This is a genomic window from Bacillus sp. 196mf (assembly GCF_003217275.1).
Taxonomy (GTDB): Bacteria; Bacillota; Bacilli; order Bacillales; family Bacillaceae_G; genus Bacillus_A; species Bacillus_A thuringiensis_S.
Window position 1 is genome coordinate 380127 of sequence record NZ_QJTG01000001.1, and the last position, 19801, is coordinate 399927.

The following is a 19801-nucleotide window of genomic DNA, read 5'->3' on the forward strand; positions in this document are numbered from 1 at the left end:
GGGATGGGAGAATGGGGTATACATATACAGTAATGAAGCAAGAAGAAGCGGAGGAAATTGCGTATAACTGGCATTATGAAGGGAAATATTCTTTTTATGATATAGAGGCAGATGAAGAAGATTTAGCTGAATTTTTACAGGGTGAGAGTAGAGGAGATCATACATTTTCTGTGAAGCAAAATGGCATTCTCATTGGTTTTTTTACTGTTTGTAAAATGAATGATGGAACGGTTGATATAGGACTTGGAATGAGACCTGATATAACTGGAAATGGATTTGGTTTACAGTTCGTGAATGCTGGACTAGCTTTTAGCAAAGAAAAATACGGGTGCAATTATATAACACTATCAGTAGCGACATTTAATAGGAGAGCAATCAAAGTGTATAAAAGAGCAGGATTTGAAGTGGTTGGAACGTTTATACAGAAAACAAATGGTAGTTGTTTTGAGTTTTTGAAAATGAACTGCATATGTAAACGTGATTAAAAAACAGAGGGGTCTTCTGTTTTTTATTTTGATTTAGAAATATATGATACATATTTTTTTACTTGTTGTAATTGAGGGTTTTGAAATTTTGGTAAAGGATGTGTATGATAGAAGTTTAGTAGCGAATAGTAGGTTTAGCAAGGAAAGGTAGAGGTAGTATGATTACAATTAAAACGAAAAATGAAATAGATTTGATGCATGAATCTGGAAAATTACTTGCTTCATGTCATAAAGAAATTGCGAAAATGATAAAGCCAGGTATAACGACGCAAGAGATTAATACGTTTGTTGAAATGTATTTAAAAAAGCATGGTGCCACATCTGAACAGAAAGATTACAATGGTTATCCATATGCGATATGTGCATCTGTAAACGATGAAATGTGTCATGCGTTTCCGGCCGATGTTCCTTTAACTGAGGGTGATATTGTAACAATTGACATGGTAGTAAACTTAAATGGGGGTCTTTCAGATTCTGCTTGGACGTATAGAGTTGGAAAAGTTTCTGATGAAGCAGAAAAGTTGTTGCTAGTAGCTGAGAATGCTTTATATAAAGGGGTTGATCAGGCGGTAATCGGTAATCATGTAGGAGACATTGGCTATGCAATTGAAAGTTATGTAACAAATGAAGGTTTTTCTGTCGCAAGAGACTTTACGGGACATGGAATCGGTAAAGAGATTCATGAAGAACCAGCAATTTTTCATTTTGGGAAACAAGGACAAGGACCTCAGTTACAAGAAGGAATGGTGATTACGATTGAGCCGATTGTCAATGTAGGTATGCGATATTCGAAAGTAGATTTAAATGGGTGGACTGCACGAACGATGGATGGGAAATTATCAGCTCAATATGAGCATACACTTGCGATTACAAAAGATGGGCCAATCATTTTAACGAAGTTGTAATTGGAAATGAAAGAGTTTACAAAACTCGAACGAAAATAGTAGTTTTTAAAAATTCGTACGTGTTTTTTCGATAAATGCTTTTCAAAGTATAAAAAGTGCGTTATAATCCTTCTATAAAATAAATAGTTAGCTACACTCATATAATCGCGGGGATATGGCCTGCAAGTTTCTACCGAAGTACCGTAAATACTTTGACTATGAGTGAGGACGAATATAATTGCTTGTTTAGCATTCTTTTTTTGCGAAACTCCAAAAGCGCGTCTCTCACTTGTAACGAGTGGTGGCGGCTTTTGGAGTTTTTTTATTGCATAAGAGGGGGAACAAACATGAAAGTATTACAAGAAAAGATTTTGAACGAAGGAAAGGTTTTATCTGGTGATGTATTAAAGGTGGATGCATTTTTAAATCACCAAATTGATCCAGTACTTATGCAAGAAATCGGAAAAGAATTTGCCAAACGTTTTAAAGAAGAGAACATTACAAAAATCGTGACGATTGAATCTTCAGGCATTGCACCCGCGGTTATGGCTGCATTAGAGCTTGGTGTAAAAGTAATTTTTGCACGAAAACGTAAATCGTTAACGTTACAAGATAATATGTACGTTGCAAACGTATATTCATTTACAAAACAAGAAACAAATGAAATTTCATTATCTCGAAATCATATTGATGAAAATGATCGCGTGCTAATCATCGATGACTTTTTAGCAAACGGTCAGGCTGCTTTAGGTTTAATGAGTTTGGTAGAGCAAGCAGGAGCAAGTATTGCAGGAATTGGAATTGTTATTGAAAAAGCATTTCAAGATGGAGGAAAGAAGCTTCGTGAACAAGGCGTTCGTGTTGAATCACTAGCAGAAATTGCATCACTTGATAACGGCACAGTTACATTTGTACAGCAAGAAACTGCGGAGGTGAAATAAACGATGAAGCAGCATCCATTTAAAATTGCATCGCTTGGTATGCAACATATGCTTGCAATGTATGCTGGAGCAATTATCGTTCCGCTTATTGTGGGCGGTGGACTTGGTTTAAATCAAAAAGAATTAACATATTTAGTCTCAATTGATTTATTAATGTGCGGCGTTGCGACAATTTTACAAGCATTATCAAATCGCTTTTTCGGTATTGGACTTCCCGTTGTACTCGGTTGTACATTTACAGCCGTTGGACCGATGATTGCGATTGGAAAACAATACGGTGTGTCTTCAATTTATGGAGCAATTATTGCTGCTGGGTTATTCGTTGTTATTTTTGCGAAATTATTTGGAAAGCTTGTAAAACTATTTCCACCTGTTGTAACAGGGTCTGTCGTTACAGTAATTGGAGTTACACTTGTTCCAGCCGCTATTAATGATATGGCTGGTGGAGTAGGAAGCAAAGATTTCGGAAGTCTTGAAAACTTAGCGTTAGCATTTGGAGTGTTATTATTTATCATCATTATGTATCGTTTCTTTGATGGGTTTATCCGTTCAATTTCTATTCTATTAGGTTTGTTGTTCGGTACTATCGTTGCAGCATTTATGGGGAAAGTAAGCTTGCAAGCAGTTGGAGAGGCGGATTGGTTCCATGGTATTCAGCCATTTTACTTCGGTACACCAACATTTGAATTAACACCAGTTATTACGATGATTCTCGTTGCTTGTGTAGGGATTGTAGAAGCAACAGGTGTATACTTTGCATTATCTGATATTTGCAATAAAAAAATCGGTGAAAAAGAATTAACAAAAGGGTATCGTGCAGAAGGATTAGCGATGGTGTTAGGTGGTATTTTCAACGCGTTCCCATATACAACTTACTCTCAAAACGTAGGACTTGTTCAATTAACTGGAGTAAGAAATCGCGTTATTATTTATACTTGCGGTGGTATGTTAATCGTTCTTGGATTCATTCCTAAAATCGCAGCTATTACAACAATCATTCCGAAATCAGTACTTGGCGGTGCTATGCTCGCGATGTTCGGTATGGTAATGGCATATGGTATTAAAATGTTAAGTAGCGTTGATTTTGGCAAACAAGAAAACTTATTAATTGTTGCATGTTCTGTCGGAATTGGGCTTGGGGTTACAGTTGTTCCTACATTATTCTCACAACTTCCTGAAAACATTCGTATTTTAACAGATAACGGAATTGTACTTGGAAGTGCGTCAGCAGTACTTTTAAATATCGTATTTAATATGGTGCCGCAGCGTAAAGTGAAAGTAAAAGAAGAGCCGGTGTCTATGCAAAGTGCAGTAAGAGAAGCGTAAAAAAGCAAGGTCTCGTTATGAGACCTTGCTTTTCTTTTTAAGTGGCATCATTTTCCCGTAAGTACCAAGACGCCAAATGTACTCAAGTGGTCCGTATTGGTAATGTGAAAGCCACCAGCGGCTAATAAAGATTTGTAACGTGTAGAAACTAATGCAGAATAGTGGTCCAACCCATAGTGGAGCCAGATAATCATTTTTAAACAATAGCCCGAATACAAGTAATGTAACAATTGTATGCGAGATGTAATTTGTTAATGCCATTCGTCCAACGTATTGGAATGGACGTAATAACGTTTGCCATTTTTCTTTTTGTAATAAACGCATTAACGTGACAATGTAGAAGATGAACAATGTCTTTCCGCTTATCATCGTAATGCCCATAAGTGAAAATGGTGTGTATGGTTGATTGTTCATAAAGAAGTAAATCATAATAAACCACATCGGTAATGTTAAAACGAACATAATGATTTGCCATTTTTTAAGTTTTGGATCTAATTCCTTAGCACGGCGGAAAATGTCTTTTTTACCGGCATATAATCCGAGTAAAAACAATCCTAGTGTTTCAGGAAGCATAATAAGACTGTTACTTATTGCTTCAGAATAGAATGAATAGAATCTGTCTGTAATTTGTAAGCCCCAGTTTTCTAACGGCATAATGGCTATGGAAAGGCCTAGTTCATCTACCGGCACTAATAACATGACAAGAGAACCTAATAATGTGAACAATTGCATGAAACTTAATAGTACAATTGACCATATTAAAATAGTACGTGTCTTTCTTTTGTAAAATAAAAATAAGAAAAACCCGGTAATTGCATAAGTATGTAAAATGTCACCGTCCCATAAAAGAACGTAATGTAAGAACCCGAATAATAATAAGATAAGTAAGCGGCGAACAAACAAAGTTTTTGGACGATCGGTCTTCGCCTCAGCACGATTCATAAAAATATAAAAACCTAATCCGAATAAAAACGAAAAAATTGTATAAAATTTCGTTTGAATAAACATATCGTAAAATAGGCGAATATAGCTGTCTATCCCTTCGTAAATTCCTGTAATATCACGTGAGTCAACCCCGGCAATAATTGGCCAGTTAACAAGAAAAATACCTAATACAGCTATTCCTCTAATAATATCAATGGAGTGTATCCTCTCGCCTTGCGTGAGATTTTGTGTCATTTTTTTCCTCCTTGTTAAGTAATTCCCTTTTATTATACAAAATGTAAGATGGAGGGGATAGGGGATATTTCCATTTTTTTAAACTGTTAAGTTATGTAGGATGAGATATAATAAGAGTGCACAACAAGTTTTAACCTTTTTCAAAACAGGCAGTAAAGCTCCTTCTTATAAGGAGCTTTCTTTATGAAAAGTGTTGATAATGATTCTCTTTAATGATAAAATGTATTCAAAAGTGATAATCATTATCAAAAAAAGGTTGGTGCATGAGTATGATATATGCATTAGTAGCAGGTACAGTTGCTGTATATGCAGTTATTGCAAAGTATGTTTTAAATGGAGTAGGAACAGCAAAATGAGTGATATGACATAAAATCCCTTTCATTTGTAAAAAGAATGAAAGGGATTTTTTATTTTTAATGAGAATATGCTGAAAATTTAGTATGATAGTAAAGTGAAACTGTAATCAATGGGTATGTGTAACTCTCACTGGTTATGAGCTCGCAATTAGCGGGGAAAAGTATATACATCTTGGATAAAGGGGAACAAGGGGATGACAAACATAGTACAGACAAACGGTATGAAAAAACTTGTTTGTTTTTATGAAGAGTGGCAAAAACACGGCGATGCAGAGAATAGCTTAAAGTTGTTTGAAGTAATTCAAAAATATAAACGAGAGCAGCTTATGATAGCGTTCTGCGGTCACTTCTCAGCAGGGAAATCAACGATGATGAATCATCTATATAAAGCGCAGTTGTTACCAACAAGCCCAATTCCGACAAGCGCTAACGTCGTTAAAATTGAAAAGGGATTTGATCGTGTTGTTGTAACAATTAAATCTGGAGAACAGTACGAATATGACGGTGCATATTCAGCAGAAGAATTAAAGCAAATTTGTAAAGATGGCGATGAGGTAATTGGTGTTCATATTTATCGGAATGATGCACCAATTCCTGAGGGTGTTATGTTAGTTGATACACCAGGGATTGACTCAACAGATGATGCCCATCAACTAGCGACAGAATCAACGCTACATCTAGCAGACGTAATTTTTTATATGATGGATTATAATCACGTCCAATCGGAAGTGAATTTGCAATTTGTTAAAGAATTGAAACAACGTAATAAAACGGTTTATCTCGTTGTAAATCAAATAGATAAACATAAAGAAAATGAATTATCATTTGAGGATTATAAAGATAGTGTGAAACAATCGTTCTCTAACTGGGATATTGAAGTAGATGGAGTTTATTATACGTCATTACGAATGATGAACCATCCACATAATGAAATTGGAAGCTTAGAAACATTAATTACTTCTATTATGAAAGAAAAAGAGCAGTATGTAAGAGAGGGAATGGAGCGAGAAACAGAACATTTAATGGGAGAACATTTCTCGTTTATTGTTTCTGAAAATGAAAAAGCTCTTTTGACATATGAGGAAGAGTTAGCATCACCGCTTTTGATTTCAGAAATAGTTGAAAAGAAAGAAGAGCTAACGGAAACTAAACATCGCGAGGCTAGTAAAGAATCTCATGTGAGAAACGAATTTATAAAAGGTTTACAAGCTATATTAGATAACGCGTATTTAATGCCATTTGAAATGAGAGAATTGGCAAATGCATATTTAGAAACGAAATTAACAAAGTTTAAAGTTGGTTTGCTATTTGCGAAAGGAAAGACGGAGCAAGAAAAACAAAGACGTGTAGAGGCGTTTTATTCTGCCCTTCAAAAGACTGTTGAAACGCAACTTGATTTTCATGTGAAAGAATTTATTGTAGCCTTCTTAAAAGAAGAAGGATTGTTCACGGAGGAAATTGGGAAAGACATATATGCTTTAGAAATCGCTTTTGGACCAGAAATGTTAGCTGAAGTCATTAAACAAGGTGCAGGTTTCACAGGTGATTACTTACTTCTTTATACAGCGGATGTAGCGAATGAACTGAAGAAACGTTATTTTACAAAAGCACAGCAAATTTTTGATAAAAGTGCAGTTGTTTTAAAGCAAAAAGTGAAGGAAGCAGTTGCTCGTATGGAAGAAGAGATTGAAAAATATACGATGTTGCAAACGGCAAAAGAGACGGAATTACAATACAGTAACAATTTAGAGACATATGAAAGTTATTTACAAAATGTTTGGCACGAGCGTGTTGCTACACCAGAAGGATTGCAAATAGAGGAGATATTGCAACGTGAAAAACAAATTGTTAGTGAGAAATTCATACTACAAGAGCAGGAAATGGTAAATGATAACGTAGTGGCTCATGAAGAAGAGATAAAAGGAACGGCAGCTTTAAATATTCAGCGTATATTAGAGAAAGTGAAGAAAGCTGAAATGATATTAGAGCCATTGCCAGCGCTGAAACATGTACAGCAAGAGGTGATAGAAAAAAGGCGTCGTGTGGAAACGAAACAATTTACAGTAGCGTTATTCGGAGCTTTTAGTGCTGGGAAATCATCATTTGCCAATGCCTTACTTGGTGAGAAGGTACTTCCTGTATCACCAAATCCGACGACGGCAACGATTAATCAAATTTTGCCAGTTACAGAGGAAAAACCACACGGAACAGTAATGGTTCAATTCAAATCAAAGCAAGCTCTATTAGAAGATATGAAAGCTGTTTATAAGCTGTTTCATTATGAGATTACTACGTTAGATGAGGCGTTAGCACAAATTGATAAAGTTATGAAATATCCTTCACCGACTGGGAAGCAAAAAACAACATTTAGCTTTTTACGAGCGGTACAAAAAGGGTATGATGCAGTTTCTACTTATTTAGGAGAACAAGTACAAGTCACATTAGAAGAGTTCTCTGATTATGTAGCGAATGAAGAAAAATCATGCTTCGTTGAGTATATGGAGCTTTATTATGATTGTGCTTTAACAAGGCAGGGAGTAGCGCTTGTAGACACACCTGGAGCGGATTCTATTAATGCTCGCCATACGGATGTTGCATTCCAGTATATTAAAAATGCAGATGCTATTTTATTTGTAACATATTATAACCATGTATTCTCTCGTGCTGATCGTGAATTTTTAATTCAGCTTGGGCGTGTAAAGGATACTTTTGCCCTTGATAAAATGTTCTTCTTAATTAATGCGGCGGATTTAGCAGAGTCTGAAGAAGAACTTGAAATGGTAAAAGGTTATATCGCAGATCAGCTACTGCAATACGGTATTAGAAATCCGCGTTTATTTGCAATTTCAAGTTTATGTGCGCTTGAAGAGAAACTAGGAAAGAATGTTGAAAAAGAGAAGTATGGTATTTTACAAAACTCTGGAATTACTAAGTTTGAGGAATCATTTACGTCCTTTATGATGAGAGATTTAATGCTTGTTTCTGTGCATGCTCTATATGGTGCGTTGCAAGGGGCAGATCAACTTTTAGTAAACATGATAAATGGTGCAAAGCAGGGGAATGAAGAGAAAGAGAAGCAAACGAAAAAATATGAAGCAGAGCGTGATCAACTACTTCATATTATTTCATCATATAGTGTACTTGCTGAAGAACAGGCGATGCAAAATGAAGTGAAAGAGTTGCTTTATTACGTGCAACAGCGTCTATTCCTACGTTATAACGATGTGTTTACTGAATTTATTAATCCGGCGTCACTTCGAACCGATGGAAATGTGAAAACACAATTGCAACAGTGTGTTATGGAATTAGTAGCATTTATTCAGCATGATTTATTACAAGAAATGCGTGCGACATCATTACGTCTTGAAAAATGGATAGACGAAGCGATGAAGCGTGCAAAGGACGAAATTGTAGTGAACTGTAAAGTAGAAAATCAATCAATTTCTATGAATGGAACAGTTGAGTATGAATATAAAGATATTACACATAAAGAACCGTTCCCTTCAGTTGAAATAAAAGATTTCAAAAAAGCACTGGCACATTTTAAAAATGAGAAAAGCTTTTTTGAAAAGAATGACAAAGCTTTTATGCAAGAAGACGCTAAATCTGTATTAGAACCGCTTGTATCAAACTATGTAGCCGATGAAAAAGATTTATTTGTCCATCATTATAAGCAAGAATGGGATATGAAGTGGAACTTATTCCAAAAAGTGATGCAACAAGATGTAATGAACTATTATGAAAGTATATTGTTTGCATTGGCTGAAACGATCGATGTATCTCTATATGAACAAAGTAAAGAACAATTGCACAATCAGTTAGTAGAGATTGAAAAAGAAATTTATGTTATATAGTCGTTATGAGAAAAAGATTCGTTCAATTTTCTTTTGCAGTACAGTATCTAAAGATTTGACAAATCCAGCAAATTCATCGGTAGAAATCATATGAGTAAGAACGAGTCGTCTGCCATCTGGTGTTTCACCGCATAAGACGAATGAAGAAAATTCGTATGTTTTATTTTCAACTACTAATTTTGGATAGGAATACGTGTCGCTTTTCTTCTTCTTTCCATCAATAGAGATGACGTTGCATTTTTTCTCATTGTTGTCCATGGTGAATCCCTCCTTTCTATTATTTATGGTAGACAAGGAGGGTTTAGAACAATAGAGATGGGGGGATTTTTTATGTCTTTTGTAATAGAACATATTTTAAAAGAGGCTATACCGAAGTCTTTATTGCTACTTGCTGATCCAAGTGAACGGCAAATAGCTATATATGTACAAAGAGGGTTAACATACGTAGCAAAGCAAGGGGATAGCATCATCGGTGTGTATGTTCTTTTGGAAACAAGGCCGAAGACGATGGAAATCATGAATATTGCGGTTGCAGAGCATTTGCAAGGAAAAGGGATTGGGAAGAAGCTATTAAGGCATGCCGTAAAAACTGCTAAAGGATATGGTATGTCAAAACTTGAAATTGGTACAGGCAATTCTAGTGTTTCACAACTTGCTTTATATCAAAAATGTGGATTTCGTATTTTTTCTATTGATTTTGATTACTTTTCGAAGCATTATGAAGAAGAGATTATTGAAAATGGCATTGTATGCCGTGATATGATTCGGCTTGCAATGGAATTAAATTAGAACGTATAACTTATTTAGGGGGAAGAGAAGATGGAAGTACATAAAGCAATTACAGCACATTCTCGTAAACAAAATGAAAGTGTAAAAGCATGTTTACAATTAGATGCGCAGCGTGAAGCAGCTATTGAAGCAGCCGTATCTCTTGCGTCAAATGGGAAAGAATTTTCGGTTGATGTCATTAATGTTGTAACAAAGCAAATTAATGATCTTGCAAAAAATGGTGTTACCTTGCAGCGTAAATATGTTACAGAAGAAATGGTTATGGAGTATGTAAGTCGTTTACAAGAGAAAGAAGGTCGTTAAAGATGATAGTTACAGTCGAATGGTTACGTGAGCATATAGAAGATGAGAACGTCCGTGTAATCGATTGTCGTTTTGATTTAGCGAATCCTAATTGGGGTAGAAAAAAGTATGAAGAAGAACATATTCCTCATGCGTTATATTTTGATTTGAATTTAGATTTATCAAGTCCTATAGCAGAACATGGTGGCCGCCATCCGTTGCCAAGCATTGAAGAGTTTGCGGACAAGCTTTCGGAGGTTGGTATTGATGAACATACGACAGTAATTGCGTATGACAGTCAAGCTGGTGCAAATGCTGCTCGTTTATGGTGGTTATGTAACTATGTAGGACATGAGAAAGTATATATATTAGATGGTGGTTTCCCGGTTTGGAAAGAGAATGGACTACCGACAACAACGGAAATTCCTGTTGTTATACGAAAAACATTTAAAACAAACATACAAGATCATATGCTTGTATCGATGGAAACAGTAAGAGAGAATATCCAGGCAGGTGCAGATGTTACGTTAATTGATTCAAGAGAGCCAAAACGTTATGCTGGTGTAGAGGAACTTGTCGATCATAAAGCAGGACATATTCCGACAGCAACAAACTATTTTTGGAAGGATGGAATGTTGCAATCAGGACAATTTAAGAATGAAGCTGAGCAACAAGAACGATTCCAAAATCTGTCGAAAGATAAGGAAACTATTGTATATTGTGGTTCTGGTGTTACGGCATGTCCAAATATCATTGCGTTAAAATTGGCTGGATTCCAAAATGTTAAATTGTATGCAGGTAGCTGGAGTGATTGGATTTCTTATCCAGAAAATCAAATTGCAAAAGAAGAAGATTAATCACTTGCATGCAAAAATAATTTGTATTAAAATAAGGTCACAAGCAAGAGATTGCTCGAAAAACTTTGTATTTTACACATTGGAAACAATGTGATAATATAACGACAAGTAAATAATACATCCTGCGGTGTACGTAACTTATTTATGTCTAAAACCGATGTTAGTTATACGGAAGCTCAATATTTAGCGACCATCATCAAGCCTTCCTTGTGGAGGAAGATGTACGGTAACTGTGAGGGCATCCACCTGCGAGTAGCGGGTTTTTGGACATTTACGAGGAGCGGCACGTGCGGGGGTCTTATTTCAACTAACCTTATATAAAATTCCTACGGTGTACGTAGCTTATGCATGTCTTAAACCAATAAGTTTAATATGGAAGTTCAATATTTAAATGTAGCTAACATGCCATCTTTTTAAGAAGGAAGTTACAAACATTTGTGAGAGCATCCACCTGTGAGAGCAGGTTTATGGACATCTAGAGAGAACGGCATATGTGGGGCTATATAAAAACCTTACGTTTTATACGTAAGGTTTTTTTGTTGCATAGATATATCAATATTATCTTGATTCACCTGTGAAGTTTCCGTAATAAATGTAGCACTTTCTGTCTTCATCAATCTCTCTTGAATCCAAGGAGAATTCCATAGACATGCCGTCTCGCTGAATATATATAATATCTGAATGAAGAGATGGTAAAATTTCTTCGTAGTTCCATACATCTTGACTATCTACTAAGCTTGAACTCGTTTCACTTAGTTCTCTAATTTCAAAACCGATGTGGGAGTATGTAGGGTCTGAAGGGTCATTGGCGAAAACTTCTTTTTGAATATAAATAACTGCTGTTCCGTCTGGATCAACCGAAGTTGCAGTAACAACATAAGTATTTTTCTCTTTAATAAAATATTCACAAGTCATGCGTGCGATAATTTCAGAATTAGAAATATTGGCGTAGTTCCATAAAGCAGGATACCCTTTCGTTTCATCATTAAGTCGATATTCTAAGCGCATTTAATCCCTCTTCTTCCTTTTTCTTCTACTTTATCATGCCATCCTATATAATAGGAATAGAATTTAAAAAGGGGAGTGCGAAGGTGACAAAAACGAAATGGCTAGTAGGTGGTGTCGTAACGTCTTTAATGACTGGCACTTTATTTGGCTGCGCGCAAGATCTTCCCCCAAAACCGAATGATAATAGTTGTTCTGATTGGGATTGGGATGATGAACTTGGGGTATGGCAGTGTGATGATAGTAGTTCAGGTTATCGTGGGCATTATTTCTATGGTGGGCGATACTATCAAAATAAATCCACTTTTAAAAATTCATCGGCGTTTAAATCGTATCAATCGTCTGCTGAATTTAAAGGTGGAATTGGAAGCGGTTCAAAGGGAGGATTTGGGGGCTAAAATATGTCGCAATACATAAGGGATCGAAAAGAATTTTATTTAAAATATCCGAATTTTTGGTCGGATTTATATGAATGTGAGTATAGTTTGTTTCATGTTTTTTCTATAACAAATCAGACTTTGGACCAATTACACTTAGCGACTGAACGAATGGGGAAAATATTTTTTAAGACTGCTAGACTGCTGCGTAATTTAAGTGACGAACAGCTTCTAGATCTTGGCTTTCCATCCGCGAGTTTATCATTCATTAGAATGAAAGGGCTTTATCCTGAATCTGTAATTTCGCGATTTGATTTTGCTGTAACAGAGGATAATAAAATCAAAATGCTTGAGTTTAATAGTGATACACCAACTTTTATTGTGGAATGTTTTCAAATGAATGGGAAAGTATGTGAAAATCTAGGCTATGATGATCCAAACTCGGATCAAGAACGATTGCTATCTTCTGGTGTAACGAAAGCAGTAATGGAAGCGACAAAGGGATTAGATAATCCAAATGTTGTTTTTACAGCACATCATGAACATATCGAGGATTGGAATACCACTATGTATTTAAGTCAGCTATGCCATGTTGAAAATAAAGTAGTGCCAATGTCAGAACTTAGAATTACAAAGGGTGCTCTAGTCGATAAAGATGGGGCGAAGATTGATGTTTTATATCGCCAAACATATCCGATAGAAGATTTAATTGAGGATCAAGATCCTGAAACAGGAGATTTGGTAGGTGTGGAACTGTTACAACTTGTAAAAGCCGGAAAGCTTTTTATAATAAATCCTTTGTCAGCATTTTTACTTCAGCCAAAATCAATTCAGTGTCTTATTTGGGGGTTAGCAGAAGAAGAGGTCTTTTATACAAATGAGGAACAACAGTGGATTAAAGAATATATGTTACCTACATATTTAGAACCAGATTTATTTTTAGGAAAAGGTTCTTTCGTTCAAAAACCTTCATTTGGGAGAGAAGGAGATACAATTACGATTCGCGATAAAGACGAAAATATTATGCTTCAAAATGCACACGAAACGTATAAAGCGTCACTGCCGATATTTCAAAAGTATACCGAACTGCCAGTCGTATCCTTGGAAACAGAAAAAGGGATCGAGAAACTGTCATATGTGTTTGGTTCGTTTTTAATTGCTGGAAAAGCGAGTAGTATCGGTATTCGTGCGGGAGAAAAGATTACAGGAAATGAATCGTACTATTTACCGGTAGGTATAAAAAGGAGGGGGAAAAATGATTAATTTTTTATTATATTTAGCAGTAACACTCGGCCTTTTATGTATAGGTCTGTTCTTGATGGAAGTGACAACGAAAGTAAAGGAATTTAAGTTAATGGCTCAAGGAAATAAGGCGGTAAGCTATGTGCTTGGAGGACGATTACTTGGGTTAGCTGTTGTTTTATATTCGACAGCAGCTAATTCAATTTCACTTCTTGATATGATTTCGTGGGGAGCAGTTGGGATTTTGGCTCAAATTATCGTCTTTTATTTAGCTGAGTGGCTTACACCACGCTTTAATATAAACAAAAGTCTCGAAGAAGATAATCAAGCAGTCGGTCTTTTTCTTATGTTTTTATCGCTTTCGATTGGGATTGTAATCGCTGGTTGTATAACTTATTAAAAACTTTACGTTTAAACGTAAAGTTTTTTATTCTATCCCGCTATTTGCCGGGCAGCCCGATTGGTGAGGGCTAATAATCAGTGGGGGATGAACAAAACCCCCACTGATTAAAGTTTCACTTTATATACGTTAGTTTGCCATACCTTTTGAAAAAATTGTAGGCTACTGTTGACATCTATTTTAAATAAGAGTAACATTTTCAATGTAATGAAAATAAGTCTCTGTTAGGTGAGGCTCCTGTATAGAGAAATGCTACTGCCCAAAAATGTCGAGAGACGCCAATGGGTCAACAGGAATGATCGAATTAAGGTTTTTCTTAACGTAGCTGGTAATGTACCTATGCTATACAGTGCTAAAACTCGGCGAGGGAGAGGTCCGTAGATTTCTAATTATATTAGAAATCGTTTATTTGTGTATGTAATGGCCACTACTCTCTTAAGGGTAGGGGTCTTTTTTGTTACCAAGCTATGAGTAATTTCATAGTATAAACTATAAAATTAAACGAGGAGGTGAGGAGCATGTCAAATTCTGACTCGGTTCCGTTACCCATATACTTCAAATCAAAAATATATGATGTAGGCAGGAAACGATTTGTTCCTCCCTCTATATTTATCACAATGTAGCGTTTATAAAGCGCTAGACACTTTCACAGTAAAGTGGATAAATTGAGAAACAAAGCGTTTCTTCCTATGTTGTAAAGGAGGAGACGATAATATGTTATATGCAAACAAAACTGTGGGTAACACGTCATATAAACTAAATAAAAAATCAATAAAAGAACAAACAATGCTCCAAAAAAATAAAGATTTATTAATTGAAATTGCAACAAGAGATGTAAAATCTGTATTTGCATATTTTAAAACAACAAGAGACGGACTATCAATGAAAGAGGCACAAAAACGTATTCAAGTATATGGCCGAAATGAACTAACTTCAAAAAGAGCAATTCTTGCAGAAGTAATGATGAAGCTTGGTGGCATGATTCCAGGTTTTTCAAAACAACGTGTGTGTGATGAGTTACAACGTGAAACGATTACTGTATCTAGAGTAGAATGTTCTAATAGTACAGGGCTAAATAGTGAACTGAAAATGATAGAGATACCAGTGCAAGAACTTGTACCTGGAGATATGATTTTTCTTTCGGCTGGAGATGCTGTGCCAGCTGATGTACGTATTATTTATGCAGATGATTTATTAGTGAATGAGTCTGTGTTAACGGGAAACGAAGCGAGCATAGAGAAGTTTGAAAGCTGCTATCACCTTGAACGTAAACGATTTATTCCATTAAAACGGATGAAAGATTATAATCCACTTGAGCTTGAAAATGTATGTTTTAAAGGTTCACATATCGTTAGTGGAAGTGCAAAGGCTGTCGTTGTTTCTACTGGAAAAAATACGTATTCAGGCATATTGCATACTTGTTGTAGTAGAACGTCTTAATGTGTTAATGGTGCTAAATATACAAAAACAATGTATAATAGACAAAGTTGAGCAAAAACGTAGAATGGTAATCTATTTATATAACCTTACGTGATAACGTAAGGTTATTATTTTTTTAATAGGAGAGGAATTATGAAAAAAGTATTATTAGTTGATGGTATGGCACTATTATTTCGTGCTTTTTACGCAACAAGTGTCTACGGACAATTTATGAAACGACAAGATGGAACCCCTACGAACGGGATTCATGGTTATATGAAACACTTGTTAACAGCTACGCAAGCGATCGAACCAACACATATCGTTACATGCTGGGATATGGGAAGTACGACATTTAGAACAGAATCGTTCTCGAATTATAAAGCAAATCGTGCAGCGCCACCAGAAGAATTAATTCCTCAATTTGATTTAGTGCAAGAAATGACTGCAAAATTATCCATTCCAGTTATCGGTATGAAAGGCTACGAAGCCGATGATTGTATCGGTACGCTTGCAAAACAATACTGCAATGAAGCTGAAGTTTATATTTTAACTGGTGATACAGATTTACTTCAACTTGTTGATAAGAACGTTACAGTTATGCTTCTGCGTAAAGGAATTGGAAATTACGAATATTACACACCGGAGAAAATCATGGAAGAAAAAGGTGTAGAGCCGTGGCAAATCGTCCATGCAAAAGCTTTCATGGGAGATACAAGTGATAATTATCCAGGTGTAAAAGGTATCGGTGAAAAAACAGCGTATAAGCTTATTCAAGAGCACGGAACAGTATCCGCTGTACTAGAAAATGTAGAATCATTAACAAAAGCGCAGCGTACGAAGATTGAAAGTGATTTAGAGAACTTAAATATTTCGTTGCAATTAGCACAAATTCACTGTGAAGTTCCAATTTCATGTTTACTAGAAGAGGGATTACACACAATGGATGAAGAAAAACTTAGATTTGTTTGTGAAGAAATGAATTGGGGAAGACCTGAAATATTAATAAATATGCTATAAATAGTTTGGAAAGAGGGATGTTGCATAAGTCGAACTTTGACTTGGTGACACCTTCTTTTTGTTTTTGTAAACAGTATTATAGTAAATAAAATTATGTCGAACTCAATTTTAAATATATAAATGTTTCGACAAGATATAATGATAAAAGTTGATAGAAATAGTAATTTTTATAATGAAGTGAATTAATTTCAACATAGTTTTAGAGAGTCTTTTTTTCGTGTTCACAAAGTTGTCAGAAAATAAATGGAATTTTCATATGAAGTTCAAATAGAATTCACAACAATCAATTATTATAAGGACACACAGATAATTCTTTATCTTTTATATAAACCATCCCCCAAGGAGGACAATGAAAATGAGAAAAAAAGTGAGGAAATCTTTTAAACAATTATTAATTGAAAATAAACAATCACTATTAAATAATAAAGAAAATATGAAAGAAATTGAAGAGAGAATTGAGAAACGACATGTAGCATATAGTGGTGCGAGTAATTAAATAAAATAAAAAAGATAGCCTATATAGGCTATCTTTTTTATTTTATATTGAAAAAACGCTATTCATCTCTTTAATTTTGTAAATATGCAAGATATTTTTATAGTGTTTTTCTATCAATATTACTCATTTTTCGAGGTTGAAATTGGTATATACCAATTTTTGAGATTCGCTATTCATAATATTACAAAAAATGTTACAATACACTCAAATTTATACTATAAAATCATTTTAATATGAAAAATTGGAATGAAAAGAAAGGAGAGGAATATGAATAAAGATGTCGCTTTGAAATGATTAGTATCATTTCATTAGGAGTTGATGTAAAAAGATGAAGAGATACGAAGAATTGGACTCTATAAGAGGGATTTCTTCATTAGTAGTAATGATCGGTCATCATTTAATGATTTTTTCAGCATTTCAAAATTACAGTTATGAAGATAATAAACCATTTGTTGTGTACCTATTAAAAGAAACACCTGCTCGTCTAATTTTTAGTAGTGGTAACGAATCTGTTATTATCTTTTTTGTTTTGAGCGGATTTGTTTTGTATGAATCTATTCAAAAAAACTATAGTAGCTATGGATCATACCTTTTAAAACGTATATGCAGAATATATATTCCTTATATTGTGGCAATAATAATAGCTATTATATGCCAGGCTACAATTAGTGAATATGGTATTTCTTATTTAAGTGAATGGTTTAATCGCTCATGGACGATTGAAAGTTCTTCAAGCTTAATCGCACAACATATTTTATTGGTGGGGAAATATAATACAGATGCATATAACGGTGTCATTTGGTCACTTGTCCATGAAATGCGAATATCAATAATTTTTCCGTTAATTTTGATGATTTGTTTACGAAAAACGTTAAGGTGTTCATTACTATTATTGTTTAGTTTTAGTATATGTTCTGTCGTAATATTATTTTTGTTTCGCCCGGGCTTAACATTAACAAGCTATGCATTAACATTGCATTACACGGTGCTGTTTTTACTAGGAGCACTAGTTGCGAAGTATAAAAATAATTTAATAGTTTTTTATAGTAATTGTACTAAAAACACGAAAATTGCATGGTTTTTATTTGCGATTTTACTTTTTATGTATGAAGGGCTTATTGGAGAAATGAAAGTACTCAATAATTTTATATTTCGAGACTACGTAGTGGCGATAAGTGCATGTCTATTTGTCATATTAAGCTTGTCAATATCAACTTTGTCGTCCTTACTACGTAATAAATACTTGTTATATTTGGGGAAGATTTCTTACAGTCTTTATTTATATCATATTATATCGTTATTTTCCCTTATATACATGCTCCATGAAATATTACCGTTGCCAATTATTTTAATTTTTTCACTTGTTTTTTCGTTTATACTTGCAATGCTTTCGTATATATATGTAGAAAAATTTGCATTCAGAGTCGGAAAGTATGTAACAAAACAAGTGAATAGAAAGGAGAAAGGGTTATCAGTAAAGAGTGACTTGCAAGATGTTATTCAGAAAAGGGCGGTGAAATAATTGAAACAAGAATTGAGTATAAAAGATTTTCAACAATTATTGAAAAGAAGATTCGTAACGATTATTTTAACGATGTGTTGTTTAACCGCTTCTTTAGTTATTATCTCTATGTATGTTTTAAAGCCTTCATATCAATATTCAACGCAAATTCTTGTTGGGAATTTAGATGAGTTTAATAAGGAAAATTCAACAAATAAAACACAAGAAAATAAGCAACTAGTAACATCGTATGTCGATATTTTAAAAAGCCCATTAATTATTTCAACAGTTAAAAAAACTTTGAAATTAGAGCAATCAAGTTATGAATTAGCACAAAAAATCTCGGTGGTGAATACGGACAACTCACAAATTGTAACTGTTACAGTAAAAGATTCCAATCCGAAAGTCGTGAAAGATATTGTAAAGACATTGGCAGAGCAATCACAAAAAAGTTTTCAACAGTACACAAATGTACAAGGTGTGAAAGTGTTGACGGATCCTGAGTTACAGGAACAGGCTGAAAAATTGTTTCCGAAATTTCAACTGATCATTCCTATTTCTTTAATTGTTAGTTTTTTTGTTGGGATAGGTTTAGCTGTATTTCGAGATTATTTTGATGAACGTATATACACGGAACAAGATTTAGAGAAAATAACAACAGTCTTTGTTATTGGTCACATAAATGTGAAACCGAATAGAAAACAGAAATCTACAGAGATTGATAAACAATCATCTATATATCGAGGTGAACATGTCGATGTTTAGGACAAAGAAACAGCTGCCATTCGATCTGCATGATGATCTGATGAAAGAGCAGTTTTATACGGTGTATCACGAGCTGAAAAAATCTGGAAAACAACTATTCACAGTTAGTTCAACGAAGGACAGAGGGGTTGTTGCCTCACTTATAGTAAATATGGGTCTAGTGTTTGCAGAAATGAAGAAAAAGGTGTTACTTATTGATGTGAATTTTTCTGATCCTAAATTACATGTATTATTACAAAGTGATCACATGATAACCGTAAACGATATAATAAGCTCTTTCCCCTGTAATTATGAATCTTTTTCTAGTAATTTGTCTAAATACTTATATTGTATTCCTGCAAAAAAAACAGTACACACAGGGACGCCCTTAGTTGCTATGGATGAATTTGATAATGCGATTGCTAAGTGGAAAGAAGATTTTGATTACATTTTCTTTTATTCTTCTGAAGTATTTGATCTTCCTGCTACGCACATTATTGCAGAGAAATGCGATGGAGTGGTCTTAGCAGTTAAAAAGCGAAAAGATTCACTACGTACAGTGCAAAAAGTAATAGCGGATATAAATAGGAAAGAATGTGAATTAATAGGTATAATTTTATATTCTTGAATGTGGGGGTAACGAT

At 34.6% G+C, this 19801-nt stretch carries 20 protein-coding genes, 2 other RNA genes and 2 riboswitches; of the genes, 19 read left to right on the forward strand and 3 right to left on the reverse strand.

The window, feature by feature from the left end:
- Nucleotides 1-11 precede the first annotated feature (11 nt).
- From ATL10_RS02205 to pbuX, 4 genes are all read left to right on the forward strand, one after another.
- Nucleotides 12-485, forward strand: coding sequence for a GNAT family N-acetyltransferase (locus ATL10_RS02205; RefSeq protein WP_097924929.1), 474 nt, complete (start codon nucleotides 12-14; stop codon nucleotides 483-485).
- A 158-nt stretch (nucleotides 486-643) separates the two neighbouring features.
- Nucleotides 644-1390, forward strand: coding sequence for a type I methionyl aminopeptidase (locus tag ATL10_RS02210; protein WP_044307511.1), 747 nt, complete (start codon nucleotides 644-646; stop codon nucleotides 1388-1390).
- Between the two features lie 116 nt (nucleotides 1391-1506).
- Nucleotides 1507-1608: riboswitch (purine riboswitch) on the forward strand.
- Nucleotides 1609-1716: 108 nt separating this feature from the next.
- On the forward strand, nucleotides 1717-2310 hold the full coding sequence (locus tag ATL10_RS02215; protein WP_000866483.1) for a xanthine phosphoribosyltransferase: 594 nt from the start codon (nucleotides 1717-1719) through the stop codon (nucleotides 2308-2310).
- 3 nt (nucleotides 2311-2313) lie between these two features.
- A complete protein-coding gene (pbuX, locus tag ATL10_RS02220; protein ID WP_000809230.1) occupies nucleotides 2314-3636 on the forward strand; it encodes a xanthine permease PbuX in 1323 nt (440 codons plus the stop codon).
- 15 nt (nucleotides 3637-3651) lie between these two features.
- Here the strand turns inward: pbuX and ATL10_RS02225 are convergent, their stop codons facing one another.
- On the reverse strand, nucleotides 3652-4815 hold the full coding sequence (locus ATL10_RS02225; protein WP_110496356.1) for a DUF418 domain-containing protein: 1164 nt from the start codon (nucleotides 4813-4815) through the stop codon (nucleotides 3652-3654).
- Between the two features lie 550 nt (nucleotides 4816-5365).
- Between ATL10_RS02225 and ATL10_RS02235 the strand changes: the two genes are divergently transcribed.
- Nucleotides 5366-9025: a dynamin family protein gene (locus ATL10_RS02235; protein WP_110496358.1), complete on the forward strand. Its 3660-nt coding sequence runs from the start codon at nucleotides 5366-5368 to the stop codon at nucleotides 9023-9025.
- Nucleotides 9026-9028: 3 nt separating this feature from the next.
- Here the strand turns inward: ATL10_RS02235 and ATL10_RS02240 are convergent, their stop codons facing one another.
- On the reverse strand, nucleotides 9029-9283 hold the full coding sequence (locus ATL10_RS02240; protein WP_000369740.1) for a DUF3931 domain-containing protein: 255 nt from the start codon (nucleotides 9281-9283) through the stop codon (nucleotides 9029-9031).
- A gap of 72 nt (nucleotides 9284-9355) precedes the next feature.
- On the opposite strand from ATL10_RS02240, the gene ATL10_RS02245 reads away from it, so the two are divergent.
- The 5 genes from ATL10_RS02245 to ssrS (ATL10_RS02265) all read left to right on the forward strand — a co-directional run bounded on the left by ATL10_RS02245 (nucleotide 9356) and on the right by ssrS (ATL10_RS02265) (nucleotide 11457).
- Entirely contained in the window at nucleotides 9356-9814 is a 459-nt protein-coding gene (locus tag ATL10_RS02245) for a GNAT family N-acetyltransferase (protein WP_110496360.1), read from the forward strand.
- Nucleotides 9815-9844: 30 nt separating this feature from the next.
- Entirely contained in the window at nucleotides 9845-10117 is a 273-nt protein-coding gene (locus ATL10_RS02250) for a YpbS family protein (RefSeq protein ID WP_000451820.1), read from the forward strand.
- 2 nt (nucleotides 10118-10119) lie between these two features.
- Entirely contained in the window at nucleotides 10120-10953 is an 834-nt protein-coding gene (locus tag ATL10_RS02255; protein ID WP_000637582.1) for a sulfurtransferase, read from the forward strand.
- A 116-nt stretch (nucleotides 10954-11069) separates the two neighbouring features.
- Nucleotides 11070-11252: non-coding RNA, 6S RNA (ssrS, locus tag ATL10_RS02260), on the forward strand.
- A gap of 21 nt (nucleotides 11253-11273) precedes the next feature.
- Nucleotides 11274-11457: non-coding RNA, 6S RNA (gene ssrS / locus ATL10_RS02265), on the forward strand.
- A gap of 54 nt (nucleotides 11458-11511) precedes the next feature.
- On the opposite strand, the gene ATL10_RS02270 is transcribed toward ssrS (ATL10_RS02265), so the two are convergent.
- Entirely contained in the window at nucleotides 11512-11961 is a 450-nt protein-coding gene (locus ATL10_RS02270; protein WP_001235522.1) for a hypothetical protein, read from the reverse strand.
- 83 nt (nucleotides 11962-12044) lie between these two features.
- Here ATL10_RS02270 and ATL10_RS02275 point away from each other — a divergent pair, with 83 nt between their 5' ends.
- The 9 genes from ATL10_RS02275 (at nucleotide 12045) to ATL10_RS02315 (ending at nucleotide 19785) form a co-directional block, all read left to right on the forward strand.
- Nucleotides 12045-12356 carry a hypothetical protein gene (locus tag ATL10_RS02275; protein WP_000169030.1) on the forward strand — a complete coding sequence of 104 codons (312 nt, stop codon included), beginning with the start codon at nucleotides 12045-12047 and terminating at the stop codon, nucleotides 12354-12356.
- A gap of 3 nt (nucleotides 12357-12359) precedes the next feature.
- Nucleotides 12360-13598, forward strand: a complete 1239-nt coding sequence (locus ATL10_RS02280; protein WP_065228547.1) for a glutathionylspermidine synthase family protein — start codon at nucleotides 12360-12362, stop codon at nucleotides 13596-13598.
- Entirely contained in the window at nucleotides 13591-13977 is a 387-nt protein-coding gene (locus ATL10_RS02285; RefSeq protein WP_000606862.1) for a DUF350 domain-containing protein, read from the forward strand. Before ATL10_RS02280 ends, ATL10_RS02285 begins: the two co-directional genes overlap by 8 nt.
- Nucleotides 13978-14190: 213 nt before the next feature.
- Nucleotides 14191-14356: riboswitch (M-box (ykoK) riboswitch) on the forward strand.
- A 335-nt stretch (nucleotides 14357-14691) separates the two neighbouring features.
- On the forward strand, nucleotides 14692-15417 hold the full coding sequence (locus ATL10_RS02290; protein ID WP_097924924.1) for a P-type ATPase actuator domain-containing protein: 726 nt from the start codon (nucleotides 14692-14694) through the stop codon (nucleotides 15415-15417).
- 132 nt (nucleotides 15418-15549) lie between these two features.
- Nucleotides 15550-16416, forward strand: a complete 867-nt coding sequence (locus ATL10_RS02295; RefSeq protein ID WP_000757069.1) for a 5'-3' exonuclease — start codon at nucleotides 15550-15552, stop codon at nucleotides 16414-16416.
- Nucleotides 16417-16771: 355 nt separating this feature from the next.
- On the forward strand, nucleotides 16772-16912 hold the full coding sequence (locus tag ATL10_RS02300) for an FbpB family small basic protein (protein WP_001228048.1): 141 nt from the start codon (nucleotides 16772-16774) through the stop codon (nucleotides 16910-16912).
- Between the two features lie 328 nt (nucleotides 16913-17240).
- Entirely contained in the window at nucleotides 17241-18434 is a 1194-nt protein-coding gene (locus tag ATL10_RS02305) for an acyltransferase family protein (RefSeq protein WP_097924922.1), read from the forward strand.
- Complete coding sequence (locus ATL10_RS02310; protein ID WP_097924920.1) at nucleotides 18435-19178, forward strand: YveK family protein; 744 nt, start codon at nucleotides 18435-18437, stop codon at nucleotides 19176-19178.
- The gene (locus ATL10_RS02315; RefSeq protein ID WP_139213200.1) at nucleotides 19165-19785 is read left to right on the forward strand and encodes a CpsD/CapB family tyrosine-protein kinase; all 621 of its coding nucleotides are present in this window, start codon (nucleotides 19165-19167) and stop codon (nucleotides 19783-19785) included. The genes ATL10_RS02310 and ATL10_RS02315 overlap by 14 nt, the downstream gene beginning before the upstream one ends.
- Nucleotides 19786-19801 lie beyond the last annotated feature (16 nt).